The sequence below is a fragment of the Bacillus sp. FSL R5-0447 genome (assembly GCF_038606125.1).
GTDB lineage: Bacteria > Bacillota > Bacilli > Bacillales > Bacillaceae > Bacillus > Bacillus velezensis.
In genome coordinates this window covers 1,848,559-1,868,945 of sequence record NZ_CP152012.1, presented here as the reverse complement: position 1 = coordinate 1,868,945, position 20,387 = coordinate 1,848,559, and the positions used below count along the sequence as shown (strand labels likewise).

Genomic DNA, 20,387 nt, shown 5'->3' with positions numbered 1-20,387 from the left:
GTTAAACCTCCACTTCATAGGTATCCCAGATGTTTGCCGCAGCTTTTTCGTTCGTTTCTTCTTTGCTGTCCGGCGAAATCAGCCGCTTATTTAATGCAGGCGGTGTTAAAGGATGGCGCTTGATTCGGCGCCCTTCGTCTTCCTGCCACGCTTCCACAATGACGTGAGCGTTTGTTCCGCCGTCGGCAAAGCAGTTAATTCCTGCCGCCGGCATTGGTGACGGCCAGTCTGCCAGAGTGCGGCTGAACTGAATATTGGCCTTTTCTCTATCAAAATGTGTATTTTCATGCTCGCCTGATAAAAACGGGATAAAGCTCTTTTCTTTCAGCATGAGAACAACTTTTATGAAACTTGCAATTCCTTCGGCGCAAAGCGGGTGCCCGATGTTCGGTTTCACAGATCCGATTCCGAGCGGGCCGGCGTCTTTTGAACGGTAGACGGATTGAATGGCCTTCAGTTCTAACAGATCCGTCACGACCGTGCCTGAACCGTTCGCTTCAATATGAGTAATGTCTTCCGGCTGTTTTCCGCTTTTTTCAAGAGCCGTCTTCATGACGGATTTTTGCGCTTCCAGACTCGGCGTAGCCGGGCCTGCCGTTCTTCCGTCATTATTGACGGATGCCGCCTTCACTACGGCATAGATAGAATCTCCGTCTTCAATGGCCTGAGACACGGTTTTTAATAGAACCATTCCGACACCCTCGCCCAGCACGACTCCATCGGCGCGTTCGTCAAATACATGGAACGACTGCGCTTTACTTAATATGCCGCGCTGTTCAAATAATTTATGGGTTTCTTCTGATTCAAACAGGCTCACGCCGCCGACGACGGCCGCTTTTATTTCTCCTGTTACAAGAGCCTGCACGGCCATATTCATTCCGACTAAAGCAGAAGAACAAGCCGTATCGAGGACAACGCTCGGGCCGCGCATATCAAAGTATTGAGAGAGATTGGCGGCCAAATAATTCTGGCCCAGCGCGACGATCGGGTTTTTCGCGTCCAGCAGTTTATCTTCACCCGGTCTGTGACGGCTGCGTCCGCCGAGATACACACCTATTGCTTCTCCCTTTATCTCATCCGGCGTATAGCCCGCGTGATGCCACAGGTTAAGGCATTCTTCCAGAGCGGCCAAAGCTTGAGGGTCCATTGCCTTTACATCTTCTTCAGCCAGTAAAAAGAAGTCCGGATCAAATTGATGAATTCCATCAAGCATTCCCGCGTAATAAGGCGTCTTCAACCCCCATCGTTCAGCCGGAACAGGACGGATAGCCGAACGGCCTTCAGCCAAAAGCGACCAGTACGCCTCTAAAGAAGCCGCTCCCGGAAACCGGCAGGACATGCCGACGACCGCGATATCTTCCCGGTGAATCTGTTTTCCGGCCGGCTCTTCTTGCACCTTAACGGCTTGTGTTTCAATCAACGGCTCAGCCGGCTTCTTGTTAACAGGCTCCGCCGCCAAATCAAACCGTTCTGACAAAACTTCTGTATATCCTTCGAGAAGCCAATTTGCGAAAGATTGAATCGTCGGATATTCATACAGAATGGACGGGTCAAGCGATGCCGAGAGATTCCGATTGATCCGCTGCAGAAGCTGAGCAAGAATAATGGAATCCACTCCGTAATCTTGGAATAATACGTCTGTCTCAAGCTGATCCTGGTCAATCCGCAGCTCTTCAGAAAATAATTCTTTCAGCCATTCTTCTGTTTTCCTTGTTAATTGAGCGTTGTCTGCGGCAGTATAAGCGGTTTTTTCCGCCGGTTTTACCATAGCCGGACTCATTGGCTGATCCTGCCTGCTCCGCCGCAGGAATCGCTCCGGCTTCCACAGCTTAGGATTCAGAACGGCCGGCAGCACCGGGCCCCTTGCTGATTCAAGAAGTATGCCGTCAAGGAGCTGTAATCCTTCTGCATTCGTGATGCTGTATAGCCCGCTCTCTTTATAAGCTTTGTTCGTTACTTCGCCCATTCCGGTTTCTTTCCAGTTCGGCCACTGAATGCTTACGATCGGCAGCTGCTCTTTGTATGAGTTTGCAAAATAGTCCATATACGCATTGGCCATGGCATAGTCGGCCTGTCCTGCCGAAAGCGCCGGTATCGCAGCTGACACGGAAGAGAACAAGACGAAAAACTTCAGCGGCTCTTCGCTGAGCACACTGTATAACGCCTGAAGCCCGTCTACTTTCGGCTCGAGCACGCGCTGTATGTCTTCATCGGTTTTTCTGATGAATGCGAGCGTCTCTTTATCGGTCACACCCGCGCAGTGAATCACGCCGCCGATAGGTCCGAGCGTCTGTTTTATCTGACTCAGTTCCTGTCTCAGCACAGCTACATCAGCTAACGGGACTGACAAAACCTTCACTTGTACCCCTTTGGATTCCAAGTCGAGAACAGCTTCAATTTTCGCTTTTACAGAAGCCGTCACCCCATTCAGTCCGCCCGTCCACTCACTTCGCGGCGGAAGGGTCTCGCGGCCTGTAAGCACCAGTTTTTTCACTCCGTAATGTTCGGCAAAATGGCGTGCGCATAAAAGACCGATCCCCCTCGTCCCTCCGGTGATCAGAAGCACATGGTTGTCCGGAAAATCAATTCTCTCGCCTTGCATATTCATATTTTCTGAGCCGCTTAATACAGCGCGGTAGCGCAAGCCGTCCCTCCGGCAAACTTCCGCGTCATCAGTGCGGGCATGAAACTCATCGGCAATCTGCTTCGCCAGTTTGTCATCCGAAAGCGCTCCTTCAAGGTCGAGATGCCTTGAAGACAGATGACCGTACTCGCATGCCAGCATTCTGTACAGACCGGCCCGTTTTGCTCCTGTTGTTTGATTGGCTTCTTTATCTAGTGACTCAAGGTCTTTCGTGACACAAAGCAGTGTCATCCCTTCTTTATGCCCATGCTCAATCAATTGCTGAAGCCATTTGATTCCGGCCATGTCTTGAGAATCTTCTTTCGCTGCGCCGAGGAGGTCGATGACTCCGTCAAACGCCTGCCAGTCATATTCACCGGTAAGGTCTGATGCGGTGATGATACGGTGATTCGGCATGTGCGCTGCGATCTCTTCAGCGAGATTGATCGTGCCCCCGCCTGTCAAAATCGCAACGGAACGTGGGCACGGTTCACCCAGTTCGATCGGGCTCAGTTCCCATTGTTTCGTCAGAATACGTTTCATCCGTTCCTCTGCATGGACCTTCTTTTTGTCAGGATTCTCAGGCACCCAATACGTGTCTTTTGCGAACGGATAAGACGGAAGACTGAGTAAACGCGGCGTACCCTTTTCATACAGCCGGTTCCAATTCAATACGCCGCCTTTCACCCATACCTCTGCCAGCTTGGCGAATTTGCCTTTTTTAATCCAGGCGTCAATGACGATGTCCATATCTTCATCGGCCGTGAACAAGGCAAACGTATCTTTATTGCGGTGAGACTGGCAGGTATACAGCCCGGCGATGTTTTTCTCATTTTTCGTAAATGCTTCCAGCTTTGTTTCCAATTCTGCCATCGTCGCTGCAAGAATGGCCAAGCGCTCTTCCATTTCGTCCCTTCCGGTTTGCAGCGTATAAGCGACGCCCGCCAAGTCTTGGTCTGTATACGGCGTTTGACGGATCGCTTTTTGCAGCTGCTGCGCCTGTTCAAACAGTTTTTCTTTTGATTTGGCGGACAAAAGGATGATTGCCGGATTTTCCGGGCTGTGCTCAGGCTGAGCGGCTGCTTTCGGGACATACTCTTCAATGACGATATGGGCGTTGACCCCGCCGATGCCAAATGAGCTGACCCCGGCCCGGCGCGGAATGGCATTTCCGTTTCTATCTTTTGCTGCCGTCCATTCCTGATTTTCCCGCACGATGTAGAAAGGACTGTCATCAAGCTGAATGTACGGATTGATCGTTTCGCAATGCAGGCTTTTCACCAGCGTTTTGTGCTTCATTTGCAAAAGCACTTTCATGACGCCTGATACTCCCGCGGCAAGCTCTAAATGGCCGATATTGCTTTTGACCGAACCGATGCCGCAGCGGTGACCGGAGACTTCGGGCTCTTGATTTGTTTTCGCCAGCTCGTGAAACGCCGCTTTCAGACCATTTATTTCAATCGGATCGCCCAATTCCGTTCCTGTACCGTGCGCTTCAATATACGTAACGGTGCTCGGGTCCACTCCCGCTTTCCGGTATGCTTTCACTAATAAATCAGCCTGCAGGTTCGGATTCGGCGAGGTTAGCGTATTCGCCCGGCCGCCGTGGTTTTCAGCCGTACCGCGGATCACACCGTAAATCGGATTGCCGTCACGTTCTGCATCTGTCAGTTTCTTCAGCATCAGAATTCCCGCGCCTTCTCCTCTGACATACCCGTTGGCATCTTTGGAGAAGGTTTTGCATTTTCCGTCTTTGCTGAGCATGCCTGCTTTGCTGTAGCTGATATGCGCTTCTTCCGTCAGAATCGTGTTGATTCCCCCGGCAATCGCCATGTCGCATTCTCCGTTTTCTATAGCGGATACCGCCCGGTGAATCGCCACAAGCGAGCTTGAGCATGCTGTTTCAATCGGCTCGCTCGGCCCGTGAAGATTTAACAAATAGCTCAAACGGTTCGGACCTATGGAAGGAATCATGCTGCCTGTCGCCGCATGTCCTTCCGGCGCAAGACCTGCCCTTGTGAACAAATCTTTATAACCGGTATTTCCGGTGCCGATAAAGACGCCCGTATTTGTACCGGAAAGGCTTTCCGGCTTACAGCCCGCATCTTCTATCGCCCGCCATGCATAAGTCAATAACAGCCGCTGCTGCGGATCTAAATATTGGGCTTCCCGCGGTGAAATCCCAAAGAACAGCGGATCAAATTCAGCTATTCCGTCGATAAAGCCGCCCCACTTGATATTCGTTTTGTTCCTTTCAAGATTCGGGTCGCCATCAAACGCTTGCCAATCCCAGCGTTCTTTCGGAATGGTTGTGATCGAATCCTTTCCTTCTTTCAAATTGCGCCAAAATTCCTCTATATCCTTTGCACCCGGGAATCGGCCGCTGATTCCGACAATGGCAACCGGGTCAAAGCGGCGCGGCTCTTGTGCCGCTGCCGCAGCGTTCATTACCGTTGCGAAGCGCTTTTTCCGCTGCATTTTCGGTTTTTGGGCTTTTGGCTGCTCTTTTTTCCGAGACTCTTTCTTCTTTTCGCCGAAACGGCCCGGATGCTCTTTTGCCAAATATCCGGCGAGACCGCTGATCGTTCCGTACTCAAAGAAAATCGTCGGCGCCAGCTCCAGCTGATACGCTTCATTTAATTGATTCGTAAAGACGGTAAACGATACGGAATCAAAACCGTATTCACTCAATTCCGTATCTGTCTCAATGTCCTCACGGTCAACTTTTAAAATGCCGCTTACCATGGCTTTCAAAGCGGTGTGAAGCGTTTGAAGAGATTCTTCTGCATCGTGTTTTTCTTCCGGCTGAGAAGGAAGGCCGGCTTCTGCCTCATCCGTCAAATACTCTGCTAAACTGCGGATCGTCCCGTGTTCGAAGAAGATCGTCGGCGCCAGCTCCAGCTGATACGCTTCATTTAATTGATTCGTAAAGACGGTAAACGATACGGAATCAAAACCGTATTCACTCAGTTCCGTATCTATATCAATCTCGTCTTGGCCGACTTTTAAAATTGAACTGACCAATCTGATAAGCGCACCGTGCCATTTGTCTCCCGAAACGGCGGATACAGGCTCTATTTTCTCCACCTGCGGCTTTTCAGTTTCAGAAACGGACAGGAACGACTGTTTTAATTTTGCTGCGTGTCCTTCAGCTGCTAAAAGCTGCGGCTTTTCCTGAGCCATTCCTTCATAAAATGCAGCCAGGCCTGACGCCTTTTGAAGCGGAACCATGCCGAAAGCTTTTTTCATCATTCTCTCTGTCTCGTCTCCCGCCTGCATACCGCCATCTTTCCACAGCGTCCAGTTAAAGGCGACCGTTTTTCCGTGCCGCAGGCCATTCTCCGTAAGGGATTGCCTGTAAGCGGCGTATGCATCCATAAACGCGTTGCCGGCGGCATAATCAGCCTGCCCGACGTTGCCGAGAACGCCGGAAACACTGGAGAACAATACGAAAAAGTCAAGATTGCAGTCTTTGCTGGCTTCATCTAAATAAGCGGTTCCGATCACTTTCGGGTCAAGCACTTCTCTGAACTCTTCCTTCGTTTTTTGCAGCAGGAAGCGGTCTTGTATCACTCCCGCAGCGTGAATAATTCCGTTAAGCTTTCCGAATTCCGCCGTAATCTCTTTGATCAGCGCTTCATTTTCCCGCCGGTCCGCCGCATTCAGTTTTTTGTAGACGACATTTGCGCCTGAGTGCTGAAGCATAGCAAGCTCACGCTGTTTGGCTTCTGCCAGATTTGAGCGGCCCGTCAGAATGATTTTCGGGTGTTTTACGCGACCTGCGATTTCTTTTGCGAACATCAAGCCCAGGCTTCCTGCGCCTCCGGTAATCAGATATACGCCTTCGTCCTTCCAGACGATGCCGCCCCCTGCGGGATGCATTTCTTCCCAAGCCTTCACATACCGTTTTTCTCCTTTATAACGGATATGTTTATCCTGCGGCCGATGACTGTCGTTTTTCAGTTTTTGAGCGACAGCCGGCATTTCGCCGATTGATTCCATTTCGATGAGCTGATAGTCAAGTTTTCCGTATTCCAGCTCGGCTGTTTTTAACAAACCTGTTAACCCCGCAAACAATTGCTGGCTGCCGTCTGCTGAAATAACGGTCTGAATCAGAATGCGGCCCTGCCTTTTTTCGCTGATGATCCGCCGGATGTGCTCGGCGACTGTCTGCGCATAGCTTTGGAAGCGTTCAGCGGCTGTTTCACCCTCACCTTCTGCAATCAGCAGTTCGGCGTCTTTCAGGCCGGATGCCGCTTCATCTTTTATACGGCAGGCATCTTCACAAAGTATGATCAAATGCTCATCAGCATGGACAGAAGCTTTCTCGGATGCGGCGGCTTCTTTCCAGACCGGTGCAAACAAGACCTTTTCCGAGCCTGATAGCCGCTGAGCCGATTCTGCATCGCCTTCAAGCACTCTCGTAGAGAATCCTCTCACCTTCACGCAAAGCGCTCCTGTTTCGTCGAACAGGTCAATGTCGGCTTTCTGCACGGAATCACCGGTTTGATATCCTTCACTGAAGCGTGCATGCGCCCGCATAGCCGGTGTGCATGCTTTGATGACTTCAAGATATTCCAGCGCAAACGGCAGAATCAGTTTTTGTCCGGAAAACTCCTGCATAATGCAGATCGTCGCCGTCTGAATAGCTGAATCAATGATGCTCGGATGAAGCGTAAATTTTCCGTTCGTGTGAGAAACAGAATCCGGAAGCTGTATGTCCGAAAGCACTTCTTTCTCGCCGATAAAGGCGGACTTAATGCCTTGGAAGGCTTTTCCGTGGAACATCCCCCTGCTCCTGCCTTCCCGATAAAAGGCCGCCGGATCAAGAATATCCGCTTTGCATCTGTTTTGTATGGCAGAAAGGTCGGCCTCAGGCTCTCGTTCAGCCTTAATGATTTCGGCCCGTCCTTGGCTGTGCAGCACTTCTTCGCCGTCAGCGTTGACGCTGTAAATATCATATGAGATGATGCCGTCCTCTTCAGGGAACAGCGCAATATGGACTTGGCGCTCTTGTTCGTGAACGACGATCGGTTTCATCCAGACCGTATGATGGAGCGTTATTCTGTCTCGATCCTTTAATAAGCCGCCAAGCGCCCGTTTTACCGCTTCATAAGACATTTCCAAATATGCCGCTCCCGGCAGCACCGCTTTTTCCCTGACCACATGATCCTTCAGGAAAAATTCTGAGCCTGTAAACCGTGAGCTGAACTTCTGAAGGGTTAAATCTGACGTATTTTGCTGCACGAGCGGGTGTAAAACTGAGACTCCGGTGTGTGCGGCAGATGTGTTCTTTTCTGCTTTTTTCGGCCAGTACGGCTCCTTTGCAAACGGGTAGACCGGCACGCTGATTCGTTTCGGATGCTTGTCTTTGTAAAGCTTGTGCCAATTAATGGCGACGCCTTTACTCCACATTTCACAGAGCTTCGGTCCTTTTCCTTTCGCAAGCCATTTCTCAATGAGTTCAGCGCTGTCATCATCATCAGAAAGCCAGGCAATATCTTTCGCCTGCTGTTTTTCTCCTCTGAAGCAGCCTGTTACAGCCGGATTATCATTGATAAAATCGGCAAGCTGCCGCTTCAGCTCCGCAATGCCGCTTGTGATAAAGGCCGCGCGCTCTTCCATCGCTTCCCTTCCGACTTGGAACGTGTAGGCAAGATCAGCGAGGCCGGCGTCCGTTTTTCTTTCCAGAAAAGCCAGCAGCTGTTTTGCGTACTCCTTCAGACGATCTTTTTTTCTGGCAGACAACGGAATGATGAACGGACCGGCAGCGTCTGCTGCTTCGGATGCATCCGGATATTGTTCAAAAATCGCGTGTGTGTTTGTTCCGCCAAGACCGAAAGAGCTTAAAGCCATGCGGTGCGCTCTGTTCTCACGGGTTAACTCTTTCTTTTCTCCCGCTACGTAAAACGGAGAGTCTTCTAAATGAAGATTCGGATTCGGCTCTTTGTAATTGATGCTCGGCGCGATTTCCTGATGATATAAGCTCATGACAACCTTGATGCAGCCCGCCATTCCGGCCGCTGTATCCAAATGCCCGAGATTTGTTTTGACTGAACCGATGCCGCAGTATTGTTTTTTATCTGTATATCGACCGTACACCGATTGAAGTGCGGACAGTTCGATCGGATCGCCGAGTTTTGTTCCTGTGCCGTGAGCTTCGACGTACGCGATCGTTTCGGGATGTATGCCCGTCTGATCAATGACCTTCTGAATGACCTCAGCTTGTCCTTTGACGCTCGGCGCATAAAATCCGACCTTATCCGCTCCGTCGTTATTGACGCCGATTCCGCGCAGCAGCGCATAAATATGGTCGCCGTCCTTAACCGCATCAGACGCTTTTTTCAAGAGCACGGCGCCGGCCCCTTCACCGCCGATCATTCCGTCAGCGTCCGCGTCAAACGCTTTAATATGCCCGTCGCTCGAAAAATTCAGCCCCGGCTGATGAACATACCCGGCGCTTGATTCCGTATGAAGGGTCGCACCGCCGACAAGGGCGTACTTGGCTTCGCCGGACTGCAGGCTTTGAAAAGCCGAATGCAGGCCGATTAACGAAGATGAGCAGTTGGCATGAACAAAATAGCTCGGCCCTTTCAACCCGAGTTTATGAGAAATCATCGTCGGAATCGTACCGCTTTGGGCAAGCACCCATGACACGTAGCCATCCGGCGTTTCCAGCTGTGCTGTCGTCTCCTCCGGCAGCAGGCTGCGGTAAGAGTTTGTGCTGGCAGACATATACACGCTTGTTTCCGGAATTTCTTTGGAGATATACCCCGCATCCTCGATTGCTTTCCATGAATGGAGCAAAAGCATTCTCAGCTGAGGGTCCATATACTCCGCATCTTTCGGTGAAAAGCCGAAGAAACCGGGATCAAACATTTCTTTCCCTTCTAAAACTGATTTAGCCGGAACGAAGCCGGGATGATCAGCCAGTTCTTCAGAAATACCGAATCGGCGGAGCTCTTCTTTTGAAAAGAAGGTGATGCTTTCTTTGCCTTCTTTGATGTTATTCCAAAATTCGTAATGATCTTTCGCTCCCGGAAACTCACAGGATATACCGATAACCGCAAGGCTGTCCTCGTAATAATCGGGAAATTCTCCCGCCGGGTGTTCCCGATCTTCTGTATTCACTTTCTTTTGCGGCACAGGAGCCAAAACGGTTTCTTTCGGTTTTTGTTCTGTGATGTACCGGCTGATGTCTTTTACCGTCGCGTATTCAAACAGCTCCGTTACACTGAATTCACAATCCAGTTCCTGCGTCATCCGGTCAGTGACAGTCACGGCAAGAAGCGAATCTCCCCCCGCATCAAAAAAGCGGTCATCAAGCTCTATATCTTTGCTTTTCAATACATCCTGCCAAATCGCCAGCACCGCCTGCTGGATATGAGATGATGAAAATGTTTGTGTGTCCGGCTGCTTTTCCGTCAGATCGCGGGCAGCAAGAAGCTTGCGGTCCACTTTTCCGTTCGGCGTAAGCGGCAGCTCTTCAAGACGGATAAACGAAGCTGGCATCATATAGGCCGGCAGCGCTTGTTTCAAATGATTGCGCAATTCCTTTGCAGACGGAAGCGGCTCTCCGTTTTTCCGGATATAAAACGCGCAAAGCTTCTCATTTCCGGAGTGATTGTTCACAACCACTACACTTTCCTGTACGGCCGGATGGGCATTCAGCCTGCTCTCAATATCTCCGGGTTCAATGCGGTAGCCGCGGATTTTGACTTGGGTGTCCATCCGTCCCATGTATTCAATGCGGCCGCCGGGAAGAAAACGCGCCATATCGCCTGTTTTATAAAGCTTTGATCCCGGTTCGAGCCGGTGGCTGACGAAAGCTTTATCTGTCAGCTCAGGCTTGTTGAAATACCCTCTTGCCAATCCGTCTCCCGCAATACAAAGTTCTCCCGGCACCCCTTCTAAAACAGGGTTGAGACCGGAATCCATAATATACACGCGGGTATTGGCGATCGGGCGTCCGATCGTAAGCGCGCTCTCATTCTCCGTTATCCGCTGCACCGCGGACCAGATTGTCGTCTCTGTCGGCCCGAACATATTCCAAGCCTCACTTTTCGTATCGAGAAACTGCTGCTTCAATTGTTCGCTAAGCGCCTCTCCGCCGCAAAGGATTTTCACATTTTCTTCATTTGACCATCCGGAATGAAAGAGCATTTTCCACGTAAACGGGGTCGCCTGCATGATCGTCGGTTTGTACTCTTGAATCAGCTCTTTCAGCTTCCGTGCGTCTTTTGTGACTTCTGTCTTACAGATGTTGCACTCCGCTCCTTTGATTAAAGGAAGGTAAAGCTCCAGTGCCGCGATGTCAAAGCAATATGTCGTGACGGCAAGCAGTTTGTCTTCGGACGAAAGCCCCGGTTCATTCGCCATCGAGAGTAAGAAATTGGTCAGCGCCCGGTGCGGAATCATCACGCCTTTCGGTTTGCCCGTACTGCCCGACGTGTAAATGACATACGCCAGATCGTCAGGTGTCACTAACCGCTTCAGCGACGTTCTTTCCGCGGCTGTACTTTCAATATGAGACCAATCGCGGTCAATGGCAGTTGTCTGCACGCCTCCCCAGTTCAAAGAGTGCTCTAAATCAGCTGTCGTCAGGCACATTGAAATCCTGCTGTCGGCGATCATATATTCCAATCTGTCAGCGGGATAAGAAGGATCAAGCGGCACATACGCTCCCCCTGCTTTTAAAATGCCGAGAAGGCCGACAGCCATGTGCAATGAACGGTTTGTATAAATGCCGATGAGATCATCAGGGCCTGCACCGTGCGCCTGCAAATAGAGCGCCAGCTTCGTGCTTTTTTCATTAAGCTCACGGTACGTCAGCTTTTGCTCTTCATACACAACCGCACAAGCGTCCGGCGTTTCTGCCGCCTGACGTTCGAATAATTCATGGAAGCAGGCATCCGGATATTCACGGCTTGTCTCATTCCAAGTATTAAGAATCATGTGCTCCTCTCTTTTTGTCATGAGAGAAACGTTCTCAAGCGGCGTATCCGGATTCGCCGTCAAAGCTTCAGCAGCCTGTACAAATTGGCTGAAAAGTCTGGCCGCCCCTGCTTCGTCGAATAATTCGGTGCTGTATTTAATCGTAAGATCCATGCCTGATGCTTCTTCCCACATTTCAAATACAAGATCATATTCCCCCTCCTGATGAATGTCTTTTACAAACTCACAGGAGAATTCCTTGTATTCATCAAGCATCGATTGATAGCTCGAATGCTGCAGAAAGTTCTGATAGAAAAAGGCATTGCTAAAAACAGGCGAAGCGTTCTGCAGGGGTTTTGCATGCACATCACGCACCATTTTCGGAAACGGATAAAAGGAGTGATCCAGTCCGTCCAGAACGGCATCCTGCACCTTTTGAACAAAGTCAGCAAATGTTTCTTTTCGTCCGGCTCTGCTCCGTATGGGAAGCATGTTGAGGAAATGGCCGACCACTCCGTCAAAGCGTTCTTCGGGTCTGACCATTGCAGGCATGCCTGTCACAATATCTTCCTTATCCGTATATTTGCTTAAAAGCACCATATAGCAGCTCAGCATGACGGTAGACAAATGAATCGAACGGGATGCGGCAAACGCCGTTATATTATTCAGCAGCCGTTCGGGAAGACGGCGTGTCAGCGTATCTTCTGTAAACTCCGGAACACTGCTTTCCGTGCGCATCGGCGGAAGCTGAAGGTCAGGCAGATCGCCCTCAAGCTGTTTCATCCAGTAAGCGCGGGCAGCTTTGCTTTCTTCACCCGCTAAATACCGCTTTTCCCAAGCCGCGAAATCGGGATGAATACCGGGAGCGGCAGCTGTAAACTCTTCTTTTCCCTCCAGCAGCGCCTGATAATGATCCAGCAGATTGTGAATAAATGTAATGGATGAAATGCCGTCAAACACGATGTGGTGAATGACCGTCAAAAGATAATGTTCCTCGGCGGATTTTGAAAGCAGCTGCACGCGCAGCAAAGGCCCGCCTTCTTTGACAAACGGCTCTTTCACTTTTTTCCGTATCAGAGCGGATATTTGTGATTCATTGACGTCAGAAATATCTTCTTCCGAGAATACAAAAGGATCTGCCGCTTCTATGAAATAAAACCCGCCGTCTGTTTCATTCACGGCGCTTTTGAGCATCGGATGCTGCTTTAATACGAGCTGAAACGCCTGTTTCAGTTTCTCTTTGTCGATTCCGGATGTGAATCGGAAACAGAGCGGGACATGGTATGCAGTCGTTTCAGGCGACATTTTCTGCAATGTCCACAGCCCTTTTTGGACTTCTGAAAGCGCTGGCGCCGTTTGCCGTCTCTCCCGTTCTGCCGGCGGTTCGGCTTTTTGGGGATGATGGTCCGCTGACATGTTTGCCGCTTTTTCAGCAGTATAAGCCGCTAAAGCGCCAATCGTCGGGTTTTTGTGCAGCTCTCTTGCCGTCAGCCGGATGTGATACGTTTTTTCAATTGATCTGGCGAGTTTCATCATCTTGATGGAATTGACGCCAAGACTTTGAAACGGTGTATTTGGATCAACGAGCTCATCCGCGATGGAAAGTTCCTCTTTCAGAAAACGGATAAAATCCCGTTCAATTTCTTTCTCTGCAGAAGCCGTGTCTGAATTGCCGCCTTCTTGTCTGTTATTATGTAATGAATCAAATTGCCCTTGTTCAAATGAATGTTTCAGCTGAGTGCGCTGGATTTTCCCGATCGCCGTCTTAGGAATGTCTTCTTTTGCGACCGGAAGCAGATAATCAGGGGTAACGCCGATTCTCTGTGTCACGTGCTGGTGAATGTGATGAAGAAGCTTCGTCATACGGTTCTCATCCAACGGAACAGATGTCACAAAGAAAATCGCCAGCTCATCTGTCGTGCTTTGATTCGGCCGGACGGCGCATGCCGCTGTATATGACGTTTCAATTTCCGGCAATTCCTCAACGGCTGATTCAATGGCATGGCTGTAATAATTCACACCGTTGATAATGATGGCATCTTTCGTGCGCCCCGTTATCGTCAGGCGGCCTTCACGCAGAAATCCGAGATCTCCCGTTTCAAACCAGCCGTCTTCTGTAAAGACACTCTCGTTTAAGTCCGGGCGCTCATAATATCCGCTCGTTACAGTCAGACCCGACACTTGGAAGCGGCCGATTTCTCCTTCTTCCACCACTTGATTGCGGTCATCCGTAATTCTCATATTAAATCCCGGGATCGGCAGACCGATCTCGACGAAACGATCGTCGTCATTCGTGTTTTCCAGTGTAAACTCATCTGAGAAAATAACGCCCGAAGACGTTTCGGACATTCCCCATGCGGGACGGATGGCATTAGCCGGCAGACCGTGCGGCTCTAAAAGCTCCATAATTCTGCGTCCGACTTTCGCAACCGCGGCCTCCCCGCCGTTCAGCATGTAACGCATGGAAGATAAGTCCCATTTCCGCGTTTGAATCTCTTCTGCAAAATCAGCAAGCAGCCCAAAGGCAAAATTTGGGGCCCACGTGACCGAAGCGCGGTAATGATCAATCAGGTCGAGCCATTTTAAAGGGTCCATCAAAATGGATTCGCTCGGTATGTTGATTTCCTCACATCCGAGATAAACATCACGCAGATGAAGCATTCCGATGCCGCCGACATGGTCAAAAGGCATCCAGTTAAACGTGACATCCTCACTTGTATAGCCCTGCATCTGAATATTTCCTTTGACCATGCAGACGATGTTTTCATGGCTGAGCATCACGGCTTTCGGCGTGCCCGTGCTTCCCGAGGTCAAAAGCAGCATCGCCAAATCTTCCGGACGGGGATGATGACAGTCCGTATCCATTTCATGCGCACTGAGATCTTCTGCCGCCAAAGCGCAAAACCCGGAAAGCTCCTGCTCCTCCGCCCATTCAGTCATCTCCGGCAGCACGTCACGGCTTGTGATGACATACGGCCGATTCAAAAGCATCCAGGCGTCTTTCAGTTTTTGCGTCCCGCTGTTCATTTCTGTATAAGCCGGAGCGGCCGCAAGCGGAACCGGGATCGCTCCTAAAAAAACACAGCCCCAAAAAGCAGGAATCAGCTGGGAATTGTCACTGAGCTGTAATATGACTTCATCCTGAGCCTTCACTCCTGATTGGCGGAGCCCTTTCACAATCGAAAGAGCGATCTTTTTCAGGCCGCTGTAAGTCTGGTACACTTTGGTTCCGTCAGGCTGTATATATGAGATGCCCTTTTGATCTCCCGCTGCCGCGGCGGTTTTGTGCAGGACTTCAGGAATCGTCATCGGCTGGTCCGCTGAAAGCCGCAATGATTTTCCATAGCTGACAGATGGCTTGAGTAACCCGCTTGCCTTCATATCACTTTTCATAGAGCTGCCTCCATTTCATCTGTATGTAAGATGTATGTCTTATACTCCGTACATCGTCGTGATTCGTTTTTTCACTTCATCATCATGAAACGTCTCATCGTGCATGATTAACTCCTTCTCAATGACGGCCGGAAGCTGCTCGCGAAACGGCGTCACCAAGTGCCTTTTCAATGTAATTAAAGAGTTTCTCGGTTTTTCCGCAAGCTCACGGGCCAATTCCTGCGCATAGTCTAGTACTTCCTGCCGAGGAAGCACCGGAAAAGGCACCCCTCTTTTCTCCAGGTCACCGCCGCGGTAGTGGCCGCCGTTTAACAGCATTTCATGGCCGAGGCTTGCCCCAAGCTTCTCCGGAACGATAAAGGTAGCGCCCATTCCGGGGGTGAAACCGTATTTCATAAAGTTTGCGGTATACACGCTTTCTTTGCTTAAAATGACAAAATCACTGAAAAGCCCCATGACAAACCCGCCTCCGATTCCGTGTCCCTGCATGGCGGAAATGACGGGGATATCACATTCCAGCGCCAAAGAGTACATGCGGTCTTCCGTAAACTTCGTGATGCCCTGCTGAATCCTGAGCAGGCCTTCCTGTGTGCCTCCGGAAGCAAAGTAATGGCCGTATCCTGTTAAAATCACAGCTTTATAGACTGACGATTTTTTTATACGGGTGAATGCTTCCATCAATCCATCCGTCAGTTCTTTGGAGAAGGCGTTTTTATGGGCTTTATCCTGCATTGTCACTTGGATAATATCCGGTTCAATTTCGAGCAGTTCAACTGCGGCGTTCGGCATGATATCCTCCTAACTGTTCTCCGTTTCCCAAGGAAGCCGCCCCGTTTCTGCATAACGGGTGATGGCTGATTGGTTATCCGGATCTGAAAACATCGCTTGATTTTCGGCTAGAGCAATGGATTTCGAACGATGAACAAGGTCGTTTAAGGAATCCATGTATTGTTTATAGCGGATGACTGCTTTTTTCGACAGCGGGCGGAGGCGCAGCAAATGCTTTCTCAGCTCTGTTGCTGAGTCCGGGACGCATACGTCACAAAGTCCCCATTCAAGCGCCTGGCGTGCCGGCACGGGCTTTGTCATGATCGTCATATAATGCGCCTTTTGACATCCGATTCTTTGAATTAAAAACGGCAGAACGCAGGCTGGATAAAGTCCGAATAACAGTTCAGATAAACTGAACGAAGCATTCTCCTCTGCTATGACGATATCGCACGCGGCGGCAAAACCGACACCTCCCGCATTTACTTTTCCGCGGACACGGGCGATTGTGATGTACGGCCCGGATTTTAATGCCAGCCACAAACGGTAAAGCGGCTCCTGCGATTCCGCATGCTGCATTCCCTGCCTCATTTTCCGGTACATCTCATCAAAATCCGCCCCGAAACAAAATACCTCCGGCTGCCCTTCAAGCACTACGGAGGTCACGGAGTCTTCACATTCAGAAAGAACATGCAGGCATTCCTCCACTAAACGCTCATTAATCGTATTGTTGGCTTCAGGCCGATCAAAGGTGATGAAGCAGACATTTTGCTGAAAACGGACGTTTATCGTTTCATAGGTCACGATATCCACCTGTATTTCCGATGAAATTCCGTGATTTCTTCCAAATATAAACGAGGGCTCCCGGCATGATGGTCTAAAATGTTCGGAATCATATTCATATCCAATTTGACATTTCGGGTTCCGAACTTCACCAGACCGCTGCCTTTAAACAGTTCTTCATACTCTTCCATGGACAGCCTGTATCTGTTGTTCAGATGCTCTTCTATTTTGAAAGAATGCTGCCGCGCTTGCCCTTCAGGCGTCACAACGCCGCTGTAAAATTCTGAACAGCATCCGGAGCCGTAGGAGAAACAGCCGATCCGCTTAGAAGTGTCAAATGCCCCTTGGTCAATCGTGCTTGCAAGAGCCAGTAAAGAGGCTGCTCCCATAATGTTTCCGACTCTTTGGCAGTAGCGGAGCCCCGGCTCTACTCTGGTTTGAAAATCCTGTTCGATTTCAGCGTTTTTCGCTTTTGCAAGCTTGCGCATCATCGTCCGGTGGGCCCCTTTGACCATGCCGCCAAACGGTGTATGGAAGGCTAGATAGTGAAACGTCTCTTTGTAGTCAGCGCCCGGCACACGGTTTTTGTACTCGCGAAATGTCTGTTCACAGCAATCGAGGTAAGACATCAATGACAAATCGGCGTCACCGGCTTCACTGTCCGGGATCGGACGGCATGTATCCATCACCTCATAGCCGTAGTAGCCGTTAGCGCCCGCATCCGCCTGAAATACAATTGGATTTTCACCGATCAATAAGGCGACGGCACCCGCTCCGGCGCTGGGTTCGGCGTAAGACCAATCCTCACTTAACGCATCACCGCCTTCGGCAATTAAAAACCGGGAAATATCCGTCGCGACGACAAGCGCCTTCGCTCCGGGGGATGTCTGCGACAAAATAAAGTTAAGCGCCATCTGCAAACCCGCCGTTCCTGAATAACAGGCTTGTTTCAGTTCAAATAAACGGCAGTTCCGGTTGAGGCCTAAGTAATCATGAATATATGTACTGAGTGATTTTCCGAAGTCGATGCCGGACTCCGAGCAGGTAATCAGCAGCTCGATTCTGTCTTTTTCAGCCTCTGTCAATCGGTCGATAATCGGCTTTGCCGCGTTAACGCCGAATGTAACGGGGTCTTCGTACGGAAGCGCCACCGCTTTTTCTTTCATCAGTAAATTCTCAAATCTGGCAGGGTCTAAGTTTCTGTACTCCGCCAGCTGCATGACATCAAGGTATGCTGTCCCGCCAAACACATTTATCGCTTCTATTCCGGCAGCCGCCATGAACTTCGCCTCCAATATGAATTTTGAGTTTCCGATTATTTCACCGTTTTATCAGACAGCCTGTACCTTTTCATAAAGCTTTGCCGCCAATTCGCCGATGTTTGACACTCCCGTCAGCTCAACACGCGGGATCTGCAGTGATAATTCTTCAAGCATCATCGTGATAATTTCGGCGCGGTCCACTGAATCCGCCCCCAGATCAACTAACCGGTCTTCCTGCGAAAGCTGTTCGCCTTCTAAATCAGGTAAAACCTCGTAGATTGTGTTCTGCAGCAATTCAAAGATTCTTTCTTTACTCATTGTCAGTTCCTCCCTGTTTCATCTTTTATGAATATTCCATGTTTTCAATCTATCATTTCGTCTTGTCAACACGTTTGCAAAAATGAACCTAACTTCTGATTCAAAAGCGAGGCCGTCTCTTCCATAAGCCGCATGCCGATACCATCGGCATGGCGGTTTTTCCAGGACTCCAGCTCCGTACCTTTCACCCATTGATTAAAGGCGCCTAATGCCGGGCCGCAATGAATCTGGAAGTCTACCTTGGCATCCGGGTCTCCTTTAATCGCCGAAGCAGAGCTTTGCCTGAAATACCATTTGAATATGAGCGCCATTTTCTGTTTCGGATTCCGTTCGGCTTTTGAAATGTCTTCATGCGAATAATGAGCCTTCACTTTGTCATAAATACTGCTTACACTTGCCTTAAAATACTTCTCTTCTATTTGTCTGAGTGTCTTTTCATCAATTTCTTCAATTGAGCGGTGACGCTGATACAGTTCATGCAGCTTAGAGGCGCGGGTCGGAAAGAACAGCCCTTTCTTTAATACCTGCACCTTGCTGCCTGATTCAAACATATCGCCGGCCGGCGCGTAGGCCGTGTCCTGTACATTCATCTGCTGCAGGAGGTCCTTTACGAGGCCGCTCGTCGCTGCCTCAACGGTGCATTGGTTAATAGATCCGGTCACAATAAAATCAGCGCCGAGCATAAATGCGGCCATGGCAGCCTCGGGCGTTCCGATTCCCCCTGCGGCTCCGACGCGGACGGTTTTGCCGTATCGGTATTTTTTCATCATGTCATCTCGTAAACGGATGATCGCCGGCATGAGACTGTAAGCAACTCCGCCGTCAGTGTGGCCGCCTGAATCAGCCTCTACGCAGATGTCATGCGCAACGGGTATTTCTCTCATCAGACTTGCTTCTTCAGCGGTAATTTTGTTTTCGGCTGCAAGTTTCTGCAGAATGTGATCAGGCGCCGGGCTGAGAAACGCTTCCGCTACTTCCGGACGGGACAGCTTGGCGATAATCCGCTGACGCGCTATTATTTGTCCGCCGGCACCGCGTTTTAACCCCTTAGCGCGAAACCTTACTAAAGCGGGAGTAACCGTTAAAAACGCTGATGCTTCCAAGTTCTGAATCCCATGCTTCAGTAAAAGATCAATCATTTTTTCTTCTGAATCTGTATGCTTCATGTTATGTACAACATTTATGCCGAAGGAACCGCCGTCACGAAGCTCATGCTGAATTGACAAAATGGCGTCCTCAACGTGCGCGATGTTCAAACCGCCCGTTCCGAAAAAGCCCATCATTCCTTTTTCGGCCAGTTTGACGACCATTTCCTTCGAAGAAATTCCGCGGTACATGCCGCCGGCCAAGTAGGCGTATTTCAATTGATAATCGCGCTTAAACTCTTCATTTCCTAAAGACGCCGCCGTAATTGAGCTTTTTCCAGCCTCAGCCGGGACTTTGATTTCATCTGTTATCGGCTCCGCTTCAGCCGTAATTCTTTGTATCAGCCCCGTCAGCACTTTTCCGGGACCGATTTCCTCAAAGCTCATGTTCTTTCTTCCCATTAAGAAACGGATGCTGTCTGTCCAGTTCACCGATCCCGTTATTTGTCCGGTGAGTGTCTCTTTCAGCTCTCTCTGCTCATAGGGTCTTGCCGTCACATTTGAAATGACCGGGATGGACAGCGGCTTAAAATGGAAAGATTCAATAAACCGTGAAAACTCTTCCTTCGCTTCCAGCATGTATCTGGAATGAAAGGCGCCGCTGACATTTAAGCGGTGAACCATTTTTACGCCGTTTACGGCTTCAAAAACGGATGCTGCTTTTTCAATATCTTCTTTATATCCGGAAATGACAATTTGCTGCGGTGTGTTCATGTTGGCGATATCAATCATATCCAAGTGATTTTCTCTTAAAACATCCGTCACCTGCTCATGAGTCAGGCCGATCACCGCTGCCATGCCGCCTCCTTTTGCGCGGCTCATCAGTTCGCCCCTTTTTTTGACCAGCTGTAAGCCTTCTTCAAAATCAAAGGCGCCCGAAGCGTATAACGCGTTATATTCGCCCAAACTGTGTCCGGCGGTAAAATCCGGTTTCAAGCCGGTTTCTTCTGTTTTTTTCAAATAACTGAGGGCATTGACGACATAGAGCGCCGGCTGAGTGAATTGAGTCTGATTGAGACGTTCTCCGTCCCGGCACAGCTCCTGAATGGAATATCCGAGAATGTGATCGGCCTTTGCGGTTAATTCAGGATAGCGGCCGAACAGGTCCTCCCCCATCCCTATTCTTTGCGAGCCTTGGCCTGGAAAAACAAAGCTGATCAT

General features: G+C 49.9%; 6 protein-coding genes. All 6 read right to left on the bottom strand.

Going from position 1 to position 20,387, the window contains the following annotated elements; genetic code table 11:
* Nucleotide 1: 1 nt before the first annotated feature.
* A complete protein-coding gene (locus tag NYE68_RS09410) occupies nucleotides 2–14,950 on the bottom strand; it encodes a non-ribosomal peptide synthetase (protein WP_324635841.1) in 14,949 nt (4,982 codons plus the stop codon).
* A gap of 39 nt (nucleotides 14,951–14,989) precedes the next feature.
* Complete coding sequence (locus NYE68_RS09405) at nucleotides 14,990–15,739, bottom strand: polyketide synthase (protein ID WP_003154094.1); 750 nt, start codon at nucleotides 15,737–15,739, stop codon at nucleotides 14,990–14,992.
* 9 nt (nucleotides 15,740–15,748) lie between these two features.
* Nucleotides 15,749–16,522: an enoyl-CoA hydratase/isomerase gene (locus NYE68_RS09400; protein WP_061861475.1), complete on the bottom strand. Its 774-nt coding sequence runs from the start codon at nucleotides 16,520–16,522 to the stop codon at nucleotides 15,749–15,751.
* Nucleotides 16,519–17,781: a hydroxymethylglutaryl-CoA synthase family protein gene (locus tag NYE68_RS09395; protein WP_031379105.1), complete on the bottom strand. Its 1,263-nt coding sequence runs from the start codon at nucleotides 17,779–17,781 to the stop codon at nucleotides 16,519–16,521. The genes NYE68_RS09400 and NYE68_RS09395 overlap by 4 nt, the downstream gene beginning before the upstream one ends.
* Nucleotides 17,782–17,832: 51 nt before the next feature.
* Complete coding sequence (locus NYE68_RS09390) at nucleotides 17,833–18,081, bottom strand: acyl carrier protein (protein ID WP_007409841.1); 249 nt, start codon at nucleotides 18,079–18,081, stop codon at nucleotides 17,833–17,835.
* 65 nt (nucleotides 18,082–18,146) lie between these two features.
* Nucleotides 18,147–20,387, bottom strand: a complete 2,241-nt coding sequence (gene fabD / locus NYE68_RS09385; RefSeq protein ID WP_324635842.1) for an ACP S-malonyltransferase — start codon at nucleotides 20,385–20,387, stop codon at nucleotides 18,147–18,149.